A 12860-nucleotide genomic window follows, 5' to 3' on the forward strand; every position below is an offset into this window, starting at 1 on the left:
GAACAGTACGCTCCCGAAACGATTCAGCCTCCCTCCGCTGAGCCGCGTCATCTGCCAGCAGGTTTGCTGCGAAGGCGATCGGGTAAGAATGCCAAACCACATGACGCTCGACCAATGGCGGCACACCGTCGCGGTCGACCTGGATGGTGCGTTCTTGTGTATGCAGCAGGCCGAACGAGGATCCCCGTCAGGAGCATCGACCTGGAGTGCACTGGGTCGCCCCGGCGACGCGCGCGAGGTCGCTGCGGTGATCGCGTTCTTGTCCTCACCGGACGCCGGTTATGTCACCGGCGCCTCATGGGCGGTGGACGGCGGAATGCTGCAGATGGGCCCGCAGGGTGGCTCGCATATCACCAGTGACGACTGGCGCCAGGCCTGAGCAAGCTCAGCGTTCGTCCACGGGGGTGGAGTCTGCCTTCACGGCACCCCGCTGACCGAGCGGTTCCGGGGCACCCCGAGTGGTGTCCGCCACGGTCTGTTCCTCGGACTCTGCGTTGATCTCCGCCCCGAGCAGCACTGCATAGGAGGTGATCCACAACCACAGCAACAAGATGATCACTCCGGCGAACGCACCGTAGGTCTTGGCGTAGTTGCCGAAGCTTGACACGTAGACGGAGAAGCCGACCGAGGCGATCAGCCAGAGGACCGCCGCCGCCACCGCTCCGGTGGACACCCAGCGCATCTTCGGTGCATCGCGATCTGGCGACACCCGATAAAGAACTGCCAGGGCCACCACAACGCAGACCAGCAGCAGGAGCCAGCGCGCTGCCTCGAGCAGCCAGCGCAGCGGGCCACCGCCGACCAGGTTCTCCAGGACTGCTGGGACGACCGCCACCAGGATGATCATCACCGTCATGAAGACGATGGCCGCCACCGTCAGGCCGAGAGCCAGGGCCCGCTTCTTCACAAAGCCTCGGTCCTCGTTCTCGTCGTAGGCCGCGTTGATCGCCGTCACCAGGTTGCTGACCCCGCCGGAGGCGCTCCAGAACGCCAACAGGATCGAGACCACCAGTCCGATCCCCAACGACTGTTGCCCACTGGACGTCAGCGACTGCAGCTGCTGGGTGACCAGGTCGCGCGCCGGGCCAGGCATCGCACTCATCAGTGAGCCCACCTTGTCGGCGATGGTGGCCGGATCGGCGACGAGCCCGACCACGAGCACCAGGGCGATCATGGCCGGGAACAGCGACAAGAAGCCGTAGAACGCGACACCGGCAGCCAGCAACGGCACCTGGTCGCTCTTGGCCTCCCTCCAGCCGCGCTTCACCACCTGAAGCCACCCTCGGGCGGGTATCTGGCTGGGCTTCTCGGCTTGTCCTCCCGGTACGTCACCGGGACCGGCCTTGCTGTTCGAAGTCTTCGGGTGGGAACTCTTGGTGAGCGTCTCTTCTGCGGCCATGGCCGGATACTCCTTCTCCACTGGTGGTACGGAAAGGGTGGGCGGTTCAGCGCCGGCGCTGGATGATCAACAAGACGACGCCGGCCACTGCTGCGGCTGTGATACCCGCATAGAGAGCTGTGCGGCTCCTCGTCTTGGCCGCGATGTCACTGCTCTGGATTCGTTGCTGGGTCTCGGTCACCTTGTGCTGGGCCCGGTGGATCTTGTCGACCCCGGCCGTCTTGAGATCGGCTGCTTTCCTGCGGGCTTGTTCCTTCACGTCCAACTTCGCCGCGAGAGCCTCGACAGTGTCGCCGAGCTCCTGACGGGATCGGGCCAGATCGGCTTCGATGTCCGCAACCTGGTCATTGTCGCCCGGGTGGGCCGGGCGACTGGGGTGTTCGCTCATCAGTTGCTCCTCTTGCCCGACGACTTGATCTCCTGCACATCGCGTCTGACGTTGTCCACTGTGTGTTCCGGGATGGGCTGCGCCTCCTGTACCTCCTTCTTACCGGCGAGGGCCGCGGCCCCCGCGACCAGGAAGAGGACGGCGGTGACGATCAGGGCAGCCGCCCAACCCGGGAGAACGAGGCTCAGCGCGAGGACTGCCGCCGTCACCAGCGTCGCGACGCCGAAGAAGGCGAACAGGCCAGCACCGCTGAACAACCCGAGGCCCTTGCCGGCGTGCTTTCCGGTCTCCCTCAGCTCGGCTCTGGCCAGTCTCATCTCGTCGCGAACCAGACGAGACGTGTGCTCGGAGAGCTGGGTGACGAGCTCCGAGACGGATGCCGTGGTGTTGTCAGCCATCGATCTCCTTCCCTTAAGGCTTGCCGCGGTGGCGCTCGTCCTGTACCCCGGAGAAGGCGGCTGTATCCGACAGTAGGGTGACTTCTGGCGAGAGAATGCCTCTCGCGAACACTGACCGAACCGCGAGCCAGGGAGAACCGATGCCCCAAAGCCCGACCTCAGGACGACCGGGCGTCCTCTTCGACGTCGACGGTACCCTGCTGGACACCAACTATCTGCATGTCCTGGCGTGGTGGCAGGGCCTGCGTGACGCCGGTCACCACGGCGTCACCATGGCCGAGGTGCACCAGGCGATCGGCATCGCCAGTGAGCAGCTGGTGGAGAAGCTGGTCGGGCAGCCGAGTGAGGCCGCCATCGCTGCGCATTCGGAGCGCTATGAGAAGCTGCGAGACCAGGTGGTCGCCTTCGACCGCGCGGCCGACCTGGTGTCAGCCTGCGCCGACCGGGGATACTCCGTCGTCCTGGCGACCAGTGGAAAGGAGTCCGACCTGGACTGGATGCTGCCGGCCATCGGTGCCGAGGACGGCCTCGCCGGCTCGGCCACGTCCAGCGACGTCGAGCAGGCCAAGCCAGCGCCGGACCTGCTGGTCACCGCTATGCAGAAGAACAACCTCGACCCGGCCCGGACGGTCGCGGTCGGCGACACCGTGTGGGACATCCAGTCTGCGCACGACGCCGGCGTGGCGATCATCGCCCTCACCTGTGGCGGCATCTCGCGCCAACAGCTGCGCGAGGCCGGCGCCGACCAGATCTTCGATGATCCCGCTGATCTGCTGGACCCACTGGGACGACTCCCTGCTGGCCAACCTCGACCAGGGCTGAGACGCTCCTCGGCCACTCAACCCTTCGTTCCGGTGGTGGCAATGCCCTCGACGAACTGTCGCTGCCCGACGAAGAACAAGATGATCATCGGTATGGTGGTGATCACACTGGCCGTCACCACGATCTCCCAGTGCCACTCGCCGCCAAAACCGTACTGATCCAGCAGTGCCTTCAACCCTCGAGGCACGGTGAACTTGTCTGAGCTCTGCAGATAGATCAATGGCCGCATGAGATCTGTCCAGGCTGCCTGAAACTCGAACAGGGTGGTGACGACCACAGCCGGCCTGCACAGCGGCAGGGCGATCCGCCAGAAGATCGCCCAGTTGTTGGCACCATCGATCTTGGCCGCCTCGAACAGCTCTCGTGGCAGGCCGAGGAAGAACTGCCGCAGCAGGAAGATGTAGAACGCCGAGCCGAACAGGTTTCCGGCCCAGAGCGGGACCAGCGTATCCACCGTCCCCAGTGCCTTCCAGATCAGATAGGTCGGCACCATCGTGACCGCACCTGGCAGCATCATGGTGGCCAGTACCAGCGTGAACAGGAAGCCGCGCAGCGGGAATCGGAAGTAGGCGAAGCCCCACGCCACCATGGCACTGGAGATGGTCACTGTCAGCGCCGCCAACACCGTCACCAGCAGGGTGTTCAACAGCCAGAGCGCCAGCGGCGCCTCCTGCCAGACGTTCAGGTAGTTGTCGAAGGTGAAGGTGTGCGGGATCAACCTGTTGTCGAAGACCTCACCGCGCGGCTTGAACGATGCGCTGATGAGCCAGATGAAGGGGTAGACGAACACTACGGTGCTGAGCATCAGGGCCATCATCACCAGGATCCGGCCGATGCCTTTCTTGCGCGGCCGCCGCCTGGGCCGCAAGACGTCCGAGGTGAGCACATCCGCCTGGGGTGGCGTCACCACGCCGCTGGTCGCCCGGTCGACCGTCTCAGAGCTCATCGCTGCTCCCCCTCCAGGTAGACGAAGCGCTTCGACACCCTCATCTGGATCACGGTGATGATCAAGATGATGACGAACAGCACCCAGGCCATCGCTGAGGCATAGCCCATGTGCAGGAACTGGAACGCCTGCTGGAACAGGTAGATGGCATAGAACAGGGCGGCGTCGTTGCTGTAGGTGGTGTTGCCTGAACCGAAGAAAGCCGTGTAGGCCTCGGAAAAGGTCTGGAACGCGGCTATGGAGTTGACAATGAAGATGAAGAACAGAGTGCCTGAGATCATCGGAACCGTGATCCGGGTCGTCTGCTGCCACCAGTTCGCCCCGTCAACCCGGGCTGAGTCGTAGAGCTCGGTCGGCACGTTGCGCAGCGCCGCGAGAAAGATGATGCAAGAGGCGCCCACTGACCACAGGCTCATCAGGATCAGGCCCGGCTTGACCCAGTGCGGATCAGTCGTCCACGCCGGTCCGTTGATGCCGAACCAGCCGAGCACGGTGTTGATCAACCCGCTCTGTCCGTTGAACAGCAGCAGCAACAGGATGCCGACCGCCACCGGAGGGGTCATCTTGGGCAGGAAGAAGGCGGTGCGAAAGAACCCGACAGCCCGCCCGGCCTGGTTGAGCAACAGCGCGAAGGCCAAGGAGACAATCACATGCAGCGGCACCTGGATGACCGTGTAGAAGAACGTGTTCCACAGCGAGAGCCGGATCTTCGGGTCTCCCAGCAACTGCCGGTAGTTGTCCAGCCCCACAAACGTGGGTGCGTTGATCACGTCGTAGTCGGTCAACGACAGATAGGCGCTGTAGATCACCGGCCAGAGAGTGAACACCAGGAAGCCGATGATCCACGGGCTGATGAAGAGCAGGGCCGCGCGCGTGTCGCGTCGCTCCGCCGCTGACCACTTCAGTCTCATCTGATCCTCACGACACTACTTGTCCTTCCACTCCGACCAGGCCTTGTCCAGCGCGGCCTGTGCCTCTTTCTGCGCCTGGTCGAGGGCAGCTTGGGGCTGTTGCTGTCCGTTGAGCACCCGGTTGACCGCGTCCTGCCAGGCGGTCTTGAACTCGGCATCGGCCGGGTTGGCCGGGAGCGCGAAGGTGTGGTCCTTCGCCTCGTAGACGGCGGCCACACCGGCATCCCACTTCGCGTCACCGGACGGCGTCACCATGGCTTTGATCTCCGCATCGGCCTTGGTGTTGCCGGTGAGGACGCCGGTGAACGGCTTCTTGTCCGCCTTCCGCAACTTGACGCGAGCCTCGGCGGCCGCCTTCCAGGTGTCCACCTCGGTCATGGTCTTGGCGAATCGGCAGGCAGCGGCGGCGCTGGTGCTGCCCTTCGGGATCGCCCACGCCGACCCGCTGCTGAACGCCAAGGTCTCACCGGTTCTGGACTTGAAGGTGTCGAAGGCCATCGGTGCATTGGGTGACACGTCATTCAGGACGTTGACATACCACTGCTCCATCGGCATCGCCCCGAGGACGTTGGTCGCGAACTGGTTGCCCTTGCCGAAGAAGTCAGCCGAGTCACGGTAGGCCTTCACCTTGCCGAAGCCACCCTGGTCGTTGTAGATGCCCACTGCGAAGGTCAGCGCCTCGACCACCTTCGGGTCGTTGAGTTGGGCCTTCTTGCCGTCGGCGGAGATCAGGTCGGCACCGTTGGCCTTGGCCCACAGGGGAAGGAACTCCGGCAGCTTGCTGTCGTAGCCGATCACCTTGAGCTTGCCCTTCTCGGTCTTGGTCAGCTTCTTGTTCGCTGCCGTCACCTTCTCCCAGCTCGAGCCGTTGACGTCGGCTAGGGTCAACCCGGCCGACTTCAGCAGCTTGCCGTTGGCCTGGGTGATCTGCACCGAGTTGAACTCGGGAATCCCGTAGATCTTGCCGTTGAGGCTGACCTGGGCGAGGGCAGACTTGTCGAAGTCACCGGTGGCGATACCTTCACCCTTGATGCACTGGTCCAGTGGAAGGATGGCCCCCCTGGAGGCGAAGGTGCCGATCTGGTCACGGTTGGCGTAGATCAGCGCAGGGGGCTTTCCTGAGGCGACTGCGGACAGGAACTGCTGTACGTCGAGATCACCCTGGACGAGCTTCACGGTCGCCGGCTCGATGGCCTTCTTCGCCAGGTCGTAACGGGCGGTGGCGATCTCGTCGCCGGTGCCAAAGCCGAGGATCTGCAGCTGCCCCTTCATCTCGGCTCCAGGGCCGTAGTCGCTGTTCTTCGGCTGCGGTGCATCTGAGGCCCCGGTGGCGCACGACGTCAGCGCCAGGGCGGCGACCGCCACCCCGGTGAGCCATCGGACGGCTCGGGTGCTGGCACGCCGCCGCTGAGCTGTCAGGTTTATCCCGCGCGAAGACTGACTCATCAAGGCTCCTTCGAGTTCTCTGTGGCAGTGAAGCCTCCTAGCAGATACCCCGATCCGGCACTCCTATGCAGGTCTTGGCCGCACTAGACCGGAGTGATCGGCGCGGCGTCCTCGTCACCGTGACGTTCCCGGGCAGCCCGCGCCCGTAGCCGGTCCAGCACCGACATGACCGGCGTCGCCATAACCCCGTGGATGAGGATCGAACCCCCGACCACCAAGGTGACCAGCCGCCAAAGCTGTTCCTGATGCCCAGCGAAGGATCCTTGCTGGAGTGCGAAGGCGAGATAGAACAGCGATCCGACCCCGCGTACGCCGAAGAAGGCGATGACCGCTCGCTCCCGGGGGCCGGTCCGTCCGCGGAGCAGCGCGACCCAGCCGGTCAGCGGCCGGATGACGAGGATGAACGCGGCGGCGACCGCAACCTCGGGCCAGGTGGTGCCGGCCAACAGCCCTCGTGCGACAGCTCCCCCCAGCAGGGTCACCACCAGCACCGTGAGCAGCCGCTCGATCTGCTCGACGAAACCATGCAGTACACGGTGGTAGCCGTGGGATCGCTCGGCGGCCCTGATGGTGCAGGCGCAGACGAAGACCGCCAGGAACCCGTAGCCATGGACCAGCTGGGTGAACCCGTAGGCCAGGAAGGTCGCCGCCAGCGCCACGAAGCCCTCGGCATGCTCGGCCAGCCGGAAGCGCTGGGACGGCACTGAGAAGAACAGCTTGCGCAGCAACCATCCGGCCAGCAGACCCGCGACAACGGCGATGCCCACCCGCCACAGGACATCCCGCACGATCCACTCCGGCAGCCATCCTGCCGGGGCGACACCCGTCAGGCTGATCGCTATCGCTGCGAAGACGACCGGAAACGCCAGACCGTCGTTGAGCCCGGCCTCGGAGGTGAGGGCGAACCTCGCCTCGTCCTCGTCGGACTGATCCGGGTCCTCGGCCGGCTCTGCCACCTGCACCTCGCTGGCCAGCACCGGGTCGGTGGGGGCCAGCGCGGCAGCCAACAACAACGCAACGGCCACCGGTAGGCCCAGCGCGGCCCAGCCCAGCACAGCCATCGCCAGCACCGACAGGATCATGGTCACCGACAGCAGCCGCCAGGTGGTTCGCCAGCCCCGCCAGCTGAACGGCCGGTCGAGGGCGAGCCCGGCACCCATCAGCGAGACCAGGACGCAGGCCTCGGTGAGGTGCTCTGTGCCGCCGGCATGGGTGAGCGGGTCGGGGCTCGGCAGCGAAGGAAAGGCAGCGAACACCGCCAGGCCGGCGCCGAAGAAGACGATCGGCATCGAGATCGGCACCCGCCCCAGCACTCGCGGCAGCAGAGCGGCGGCCAACGCGGCCAGCCCGAACACGGCGTAGAACGCCCCTGCAAGGTCCACCATCTGCTGCTGTCGCTGCCTCTCCGGAGGGTGCTTGGCGCGCACCCGGATGGGTAAGAGTTAACTGGGTGACTGTCAGCACGGTTCGCCCGGGCCCGACTGGGTGGCGTTGTGAAGAGATCCGACAGTGAGGAATGATGAGCAAACTAGCAAAAGTGGCCTACCGGCCGTTCGGCCTGGTGGCCGGACTGGTGGCGGGCGCCATCTCCGGCATCGTGTTCAAGCAGGTGTGGCGACGCGTCGCGCACCAGGACGACGCCCCGGCCGCCCTCGAGTCCGAGTACGGTCTGGGCGAGATCATCGCCGCCGCCGCGATCCAGGGCGCCGTCTTCGCCACCGTGAAGGCCCTGGTCGACCGCCTCGGCGCGAAGGGCTTCGAGCGCCTGACCGGTGAATGGCCGGGCAGCTGAGACCGTCGGAAGCACGCAGAAGACCCCCTACGACGAAGGACGTTGACATGAAGCTGAGGACCATCATCGCCACCGGCGCCGGCCTTGCGATCGGTTATGTGCTGGGCACCCGGGCCGGCCGCGCCCGTTTCGAAGAGCTGAAGAGCCGGGCCTCCGCGGTCGCCCATGACCCCAAGGTGCAGGCCAAGGTGCAGGACAACATCGCCAACCTGGCTGACCAGGTGCGCAGGAACGCCGACAAGATGCCGGCGCCGGTGAGTGACGTGATCAAGAAGGCCGCCGACCAGCTGCACGGCACGACGCAGTCCGACCAGCCCACGTCCTGACCCAGCCATCACCCTCATCGAGCAGTCCGCCGACGAGATCAAGGAGATCAGCAGTGGCGCCCGACCAGTACACGATGCAAGACCCCACCCAGCAGTACAGCGACATCGACACCACCGCCCAGTCGCAGGCAGGGCCCGGCCTCGACTCCCGGCTGAAGGAACACGCAGACCACGGAGAGGACAGTTATCGCGGTTCCGGACGTCTGACCGGCCGGAAGGCGCTGATCACCGGCGCGGACTCGGGGATCGGTGCGGCCGTGGCCATCGCTTTCGCCCGCGAAGGCGCCGACGTCGTCCTGTCCTACCTTCCGGAAGAGGAGGAGGACGCCCGATGGATCGTCGAGATGATCAAGGACGCCGGACGCAAGGCGCTGACGGTGCCCGGTGACGTGACCGACCCGGAGTACTGCCGCCGGCTGGTGGACACCGCAGTGGAAGGGCTCGGCGGCCTGGACATCGTGGTCAACAACGCCGCCAAGCAACAGTTCGTGGACAAGCTCGAGGATCTGTCCGAGGAGCAGTTCGACGAGACCTTCAAGACCAATGTCTATGCGATGTTCTGGATCTGCAAGGCCGCGGTCCCGCACCTGACGCCCGGCTCGACGATCATCAACACCTCGTCGATCCAGGCCTACCAGCCCTCACCGGGACTGCTCGACTACGCCACCACCAAGGCGTCGATCAACGCCTTCTCCAAGGGACTCGCTCAGCAACTGGCCCCGCGTGGCATCCGGGTCAATGTGGTGGCGCCGGGACCGATCTGGACCCCGTTGCAGACAGCCGGCGGCCAACCACCGGAGGAACTTCCGGAGTTCGGCGAGAGCACGCCGCTGGGCCGGCCCGGCCAACCGGCCGAACTGGCCCCGGCGTTCGTCTTTCTCGCCTCACCGGAGTCAAGCTATGTCTCCGGTGAGACGCTCAACGTCAACGGTGGCTCGCCCACCCCCTAGCTGCCAGCAGACCTGAACCGGAGATGGCGGGGCCGACGGAACTGTCGTCGGCCCCCGCTCTCTCCAGTGGCCCAGCGCCCGCCAAGGCTGTCCTCAGACGACGATCGCCTTCTGTTCGGCGTCGGGGGTCTCGATGGAGATCTTCCGCGGCTTCGCCTTCTCGGCGACCGGGATGCGAAGACGCAGCACGCCGTCGGCGTAGCTGGCGCTGATCTTGTCCAGATCCAGGTTGTCACCGAGGATCAGCTGACGGCTGAAGACCCCGCGCGGCCGCTCGGCGGCCACCATCTCGTTCATGCCCTCCCGGGGAGCGCGGTCGGCGCGCACGGTGAGCACGTTGCGTTCGACGTCGAGGTCGATGGAGTCGACGCTGACGCCGGGCAGGTCGAACTCGACCACAAACGAGTCACCCTCGCGCCAGGCATCCATCGGCATGGTGGCGGGACGGGCAGAAGTCCCGAACACCTGTTGGCTCAGTCGATCCAGTTCCCGGAACGGATCGGTACGCATCAACATCGGGTTTCACCTCCGAAAGTAGACAAAAAGTCGATGCGGACGGTCATCACTTTTCTATGGTGACCGCTACACTTCTTATATACCAAAGCCGACAGGACAGGGCAAGACCCTGCAGACAGATCAGGGAGGACCGATGACAGCCGACTTCTCGGATCGGTCCGCCGGCATCTTCGGGATCTCCGTGGCCGCCAACATGGTCGGCACCGGGGTGCAGAACCTGCGGGCCTACGAGAAGGCCGGCCTGCTCGATCCCAGTCGCACACCAGGCGGCACTCGCCTCTACAGCCGAGACGACATCTCGCGGCTGGAGCGGATCATCAGCCTGCTGGACGACGGCCTCAATCTCGCCGGGATCGCCATGGTCCTCGATCTCGAGGACGATAACCGACGCCTCCGCGCCCTCTCCGAGCCGAAGGCCAGCGGCCGCCCTGAGCCTCCCGCAACGCCCTGACCATCGGGTCGCAGTTTGTCCCCCTCCGACGGTGGGTACCTGGATCAGAGTCTCTGCCTCCCGATCACCGTAAGTAAGGGGCCCATCGTGGTCAACAGCAGCGCAAGGCGTCCCACCCACGACTCGGCCGACGGAGTCGGGGACTCTGTCGGGTTCTACCTCGACGCCATCGGTGAGACCTCCCTGCTCAGCGCAGCCGACGAGGTGGAGCTCGCGAAGACGATCGAACTCGGGATCTACGCCCAGCGACTGCTCGACAGCCCGGCGACGGCACCGGCGCGTCGCCGAGGCGCTGCCCGCCCCACCAAGGCCGAGCTGACCCTGCTGGTCGAGGAGGGTCAGCTTGCACAGCAGCGTTTCGTCACCGCCAACCTCCGTCTGGTGGTCTCGGTTGCACGGAAGTTCCTCCGGAGCCAGCTGCCGTTGCTCGACCTGGTGCAGGAAGGCAATACCGGCCTCATCCGGGCCGTGGAGAAGTTCGACTACACGAAGGGTTTCAAGTTCTCCACCTACGGCACCTGGTGGATCAGACAGGCCATCAGCCGCGGCATCGCGCAGCAGGGTCGGATCGTCCGCCTGCCCATCCACGTCGCCGAACAGGTCAACCAGGTGCAGGCCACCCGCCGCGCGCTGGAGCGCCGGCTCGGCCGGGAGCCCGACAGAGCTGAGATCGCCGACGAGCTCGGCCTGGAGCTCGACCGGGTGCTGGAGCTGATCCGCTTCGGGCGCGAACACCTCTCCCTGGACTCCCCGATCGAGGACCACGGAGACACGTCACTCGGTGACCTGGTGGCCCGCGAGACGGCTCCCGGACCCGATGAGATGGTCGTCGAGGCCGAGGAGAGCGCCCAGCTGGAGGCGTTGCTCGCCCGGCTCGATGCGCGGGCCGCCGACATCGTGCGGCGCCGCTTCGGTCTGCTCGATGGTCGGCAGGCACGGTTGAACGAGATCGCCGCGCGCTGGAACATCTCGGCCGAACGGGTACGTCAGATCGAGCGTCAGGCACTGGCGCTGCTGCGCGACCAGCGGACCCTGGCCGCCTGAGCCCGTCAGGGCAACGGCACCAGTCGCGCCGTAACCAGCCCTCCCTCTCGGATGTCGAGCAGTCCGAGGGTGCCGTGGGGTTGTCGACGGCGATCCGTCGGCGATCCTGGGTTGAAGATCCGCAGGCCGTGCTCCGTCTGATCCAGTGGGATGTGCGAGTGGCCGAACACCACCAGATCAGCGGTCGGGAAGCGGCGACGCATCCTGGCGACACGACCGGTGGCCGGTCCGCTGTCATGGATCATGCCCACCCGGAGCCCGCCCAGGTCCAGTTCCAGGGTCTCTGGCGCTCCCCACTCGGCAACCTCGGACAGGTCGTTGTTCCCCAACACGGCGTGCACCGGCGCCCAGTTGGAAAGATGTTCCAGAACGTCGACCGTACAGACGTCACCGGCGTGCAGGATCAGGTCGGCGGCCTCCAGGTGTTCCACGACGGCTGCCGGGCAACGCTGCCATCGTCGCGGGCTGTGGGTGTCGGAGAGGACCACGACTCTCAAGACTCCGACGCTCCTCCAGGTGCAGCCGGCTGTTCGAGCCCGGCGACGAACTCACGCAGGGCCTGGTCGGCCCGCCGAGGAAACGGAAAGCAGGCGTTATGCGCTCCCGGCAGGATCGTCAGTGGCGCGGAGACCAGCCGTGCCAGCTCGGCCGCCCAGCCGGGCGGGGCCAGCCCGTCGTGCTCACCGGTCATGATCATCACCGGGGACGCGAGCTGCGGGACCAGCTCCTCCGGCCGATCGGGCATCGCCGATCGGATGAACCGGGCCAGCGGGAACATCCCGCTGGCCAGCACTGACGGTGCGATCGCCGGGAACTCCGCGGCGACCTCGCGGGAGAAGGTGCTGACGGAGGTCCGCAGCAGAGCCGGCATGGTCCGTACGCCGGGTGCGAAGGTGGGTCCGGCGAGCACCACTGCGGCGATCCGCTGCGGCACCAGCAGCGCAGCACGCAGCACCGCCTGCGCACCGGTCGAGTGTCCGAGCAGGATCACGTCGCTCCGGTCGGTCACTTCCAGCCAGCGGGCGCAGGCGATCGCGATGTGCTGCAGGGTCGGGCTGCACGAAGGGCGTCGCCCGAATCGCCAGCCCGGCAGGTCGAGCACCGTCGCCCTGGTCCACTCCGAGATGACGCGCGCCCAGGGTGCGAGGTAGCCGGGCAGTCCGAGGCCCGGCAGCAGCACCACCTCGGGCCGGGCGCCCGCCGAGCCGGCGGTCAGCGACCGCACCTGCCGGTCCTCGACGGGGTCGAACCTGACGGTCAGCCGGTACGGGTCTCTTTCCACTGCCCCACCGTACCGTCCACGATGAGAACAACACGTCTCCTGCCGAGGCTGCGGCTGCTGCCATGCTCGATACTGAGGAGGTCCGAGAATCCGCTTTCCCGCATTGACCAGGAGCGCCGTGAGCCAGGCCACTCAACTGCCCGTGACCGATCCCAAGCTGCTCGACTACAACGGGTGGCTGTTCTGGCA

Annotated in this window: 16 protein-coding genes and 1 pseudogene; 7 read left to right on the top strand and 10 right to left on the bottom strand. The window is 66.0% G+C overall.

Annotated elements, in window-relative coordinates:
- Nucleotides 1-100: 100 nt before the first annotated feature.
- Nucleotides 101-379 (top strand): SDR family oxidoreductase, encoded by a 279-nt coding sequence (locus JOE57_RS02855; RefSeq protein WP_239578822.1) that lies wholly within the window; start codon nucleotides 101-103, stop codon nucleotides 377-379.
- Nucleotides 380-385: 6 nt separating this feature from the next.
- Here the strand turns inward: JOE57_RS02855 and JOE57_RS02860 are convergent, their stop codons facing one another.
- Genes JOE57_RS02860 through JOE57_RS02870 form a run of 3 tightly spaced genes read right to left on the bottom strand, consistent with a single transcriptional unit; the run spans nucleotide 386 to nucleotide 2185 of the window.
- Nucleotides 386-1399 carry a YihY/virulence factor BrkB family protein gene (locus tag JOE57_RS02860; protein ID WP_204916301.1) on the bottom strand — a complete coding sequence of 338 codons (1014 nt, stop codon included), beginning with the start codon at nucleotides 1397-1399 and terminating at the stop codon, nucleotides 386-388.
- Between the two features lie 46 nt (nucleotides 1400-1445).
- Nucleotides 1446-1787 carry a DUF3618 domain-containing protein gene (locus tag JOE57_RS02865; protein WP_204916302.1) on the bottom strand — a complete coding sequence of 114 codons (342 nt, stop codon included), beginning with the start codon at nucleotides 1785-1787 and terminating at the stop codon, nucleotides 1446-1448.
- A complete protein-coding gene (locus JOE57_RS02870; protein WP_204916303.1) occupies nucleotides 1787-2185 on the bottom strand; it encodes a phage holin family protein in 399 nt (132 codons plus the stop codon). The genes JOE57_RS02865 and JOE57_RS02870 overlap by 1 nt, the downstream gene beginning before the upstream one ends.
- Before the next feature lie 140 nt (nucleotides 2186-2325).
- Between JOE57_RS02870 and JOE57_RS18485 the strand changes: the two are divergent.
- Nucleotides 2326-2940, top strand: a pseudogene (locus tag JOE57_RS18485) (HAD family hydrolase); the annotation flags it as partial.
- An 83-nt stretch (nucleotides 2941-3023) separates the two neighbouring features.
- On the opposite strand, the gene JOE57_RS02875 reads toward JOE57_RS18485, so the two are convergent.
- The 4 genes from JOE57_RS02875 to JOE57_RS02890 form a co-directional block, all read right to left on the bottom strand.
- Nucleotides 3024-3953 carry a carbohydrate ABC transporter permease gene (locus JOE57_RS02875; protein WP_239578823.1) on the bottom strand — a complete coding sequence of 310 codons (930 nt, stop codon included), beginning with the start codon at nucleotides 3951-3953 and terminating at the stop codon, nucleotides 3024-3026.
- Nucleotides 3950-4864, bottom strand: coding sequence for a carbohydrate ABC transporter permease (locus JOE57_RS02880; protein WP_204916304.1), 915 nt, complete (start codon nucleotides 4862-4864; stop codon nucleotides 3950-3952). Before JOE57_RS02880 ends, JOE57_RS02875 begins: the two co-directional genes overlap by 4 nt.
- A 15-nt stretch (nucleotides 4865-4879) precedes the next feature.
- Nucleotides 4880-6310 (bottom strand): type 2 periplasmic-binding domain-containing protein, encoded by a 1431-nt coding sequence (locus JOE57_RS02885; protein ID WP_204916305.1) that lies wholly within the window; start codon nucleotides 6308-6310, stop codon nucleotides 4880-4882.
- Between the two features lie 83 nt (nucleotides 6311-6393).
- Complete coding sequence (locus JOE57_RS02890) at nucleotides 6394-7695, bottom strand: cation:proton antiporter (RefSeq protein ID WP_204916306.1); 1302 nt, start codon at nucleotides 7693-7695, stop codon at nucleotides 6394-6396.
- A 134-nt stretch (nucleotides 7696-7829) separates the two neighbouring features.
- Here JOE57_RS02890 and JOE57_RS02895 point away from each other — a divergent pair, with 134 nt between their 5' ends.
- The 3 genes from JOE57_RS02895 to JOE57_RS02905 are packed head-to-tail and all read left to right on the top strand — an operon-like array spanning nucleotide 7830 to nucleotide 9378.
- Nucleotides 7830-8102, top strand: a complete 273-nt coding sequence (locus JOE57_RS02895) for a DUF4235 domain-containing protein (RefSeq protein ID WP_239578824.1) — start codon at nucleotides 7830-7832, stop codon at nucleotides 8100-8102.
- A gap of 47 nt (nucleotides 8103-8149) precedes the next feature.
- Nucleotides 8150-8428: a hypothetical protein gene (locus tag JOE57_RS02900; protein ID WP_204916308.1), complete on the top strand. Its 279-nt coding sequence runs from the start codon at nucleotides 8150-8152 to the stop codon at nucleotides 8426-8428.
- Between the two features lie 53 nt (nucleotides 8429-8481).
- Nucleotides 8482-9378, top strand: coding sequence for a glucose 1-dehydrogenase (locus JOE57_RS02905; protein ID WP_338041126.1), 897 nt, complete (start codon nucleotides 8482-8484; stop codon nucleotides 9376-9378).
- A 93-nt stretch (nucleotides 9379-9471) separates the two neighbouring features.
- Here JOE57_RS02905 and JOE57_RS02910 read toward each other — a convergent pair whose 3' ends face one another.
- Nucleotides 9472-9894, bottom strand: coding sequence for an Hsp20/alpha crystallin family protein (locus JOE57_RS02910; protein ID WP_204916309.1), 423 nt, complete (start codon nucleotides 9892-9894; stop codon nucleotides 9472-9474).
- 133 nt (nucleotides 9895-10027) lie between these two features.
- Here JOE57_RS02910 and JOE57_RS02915 point away from each other — a divergent pair, with 133 nt between their 5' ends.
- A complete protein-coding gene (locus JOE57_RS02915) occupies nucleotides 10028-10345 on the top strand; it encodes a MerR family transcriptional regulator (protein ID WP_204916310.1) in 318 nt (105 codons plus the stop codon).
- A gap of 87 nt (nucleotides 10346-10432) precedes the next feature.
- Nucleotides 10433-11389 (top strand): sigma-70 family RNA polymerase sigma factor, encoded by a 957-nt coding sequence (locus JOE57_RS02920; protein ID WP_204916311.1) that lies wholly within the window; start codon nucleotides 10433-10435, stop codon nucleotides 11387-11389.
- A gap of 5 nt (nucleotides 11390-11394) precedes the next feature.
- Here JOE57_RS02920 and JOE57_RS02925 read toward each other — a convergent pair whose 3' ends face one another.
- Nucleotides 11395-11877 (bottom strand): metallophosphoesterase family protein, encoded by a 483-nt coding sequence (locus tag JOE57_RS02925; protein WP_338041389.1) that lies wholly within the window; start codon nucleotides 11875-11877, stop codon nucleotides 11395-11397.
- 5 nt (nucleotides 11878-11882) lie between these two features.
- On the bottom strand, nucleotides 11883-12671 hold the full coding sequence (locus tag JOE57_RS02930) for an alpha/beta fold hydrolase (protein ID WP_204916313.1): 789 nt from the start codon (nucleotides 12669-12671) through the stop codon (nucleotides 11883-11885).
- Nucleotides 12672-12860 lie beyond the last annotated feature (189 nt).

The organism is Microlunatus panaciterrae, assembly GCF_016907535.1.
In the GTDB taxonomy this organism is placed as follows: domain Bacteria; phylum Actinomycetota; class Actinomycetes; order Propionibacteriales; family Propionibacteriaceae; genus Microlunatus; species Microlunatus panaciterrae.

Excerpts from the sequence above, each read along its gene's own strand:
- JOE57_RS02895 (WP_239578824.1), top strand. The coding sequence starts at position 7,830 with ATGAGCAAACTAGCAAAAGTGGCCTACCGGCCGTTCGGCCTGGTGGCC.
- JOE57_RS02855 (WP_239578822.1), top strand. The coding sequence starts at position 101 with ATGACGCTCGACCAATGGCGGCACACCGTCGCGGTCGACCTGGATGGT.
- JOE57_RS02860 (WP_204916301.1), bottom strand. The coding sequence starts at position 1,399 with ATGGCCGCAGAAGAGACGCTCACCAAGAGTTCCCACCCGAAGACTTCG.
- JOE57_RS02900 (WP_204916308.1), top strand. The coding sequence starts at position 8,150 with ATGAAGCTGAGGACCATCATCGCCACCGGCGCCGGCCTTGCGATCGGT.
- JOE57_RS02915 (WP_204916310.1), top strand. The coding sequence starts at position 10,028 with ATGACAGCCGACTTCTCGGATCGGTCCGCCGGCATCTTCGGGATCTCC.
- JOE57_RS02870 (WP_204916303.1), bottom strand. The coding sequence starts at position 2,185 with ATGGCTGACAACACCACGGCATCCGTCTCGGAGCTCGTCACCCAGCTC.
- JOE57_RS02875 (WP_239578823.1), bottom strand. The coding sequence starts at position 3,953 with ATGAGCTCTGAGACGGTCGACCGGGCGACCAGCGGCGTGGTGACGCCA.
- JOE57_RS02885 (WP_204916305.1), bottom strand. The coding sequence starts at position 6,310 with ATGAGTCAGTCTTCGCGCGGGATAAACCTGACAGCTCAGCGGCGGCGT.
- JOE57_RS02880 (WP_204916304.1), bottom strand. The coding sequence starts at position 4,864 with ATGAGACTGAAGTGGTCAGCGGCGGAGCGACGCGACACGCGCGCGGCC.
- JOE57_RS02890 (WP_204916306.1), bottom strand. The coding sequence starts at position 7,695 with ATGGTGGACCTTGCAGGGGCGTTCTACGCCGTGTTCGGGCTGGCCGCG.
- JOE57_RS02865 (WP_204916302.1), bottom strand. The coding sequence starts at position 1,787 with ATGAGCGAACACCCCAGTCGCCCGGCCCACCCGGGCGACAATGACCAG.
- JOE57_RS02910 (WP_204916309.1), bottom strand. The coding sequence starts at position 9,894 with ATGTTGATGCGTACCGATCCGTTCCGGGAACTGGATCGACTGAGCCAA.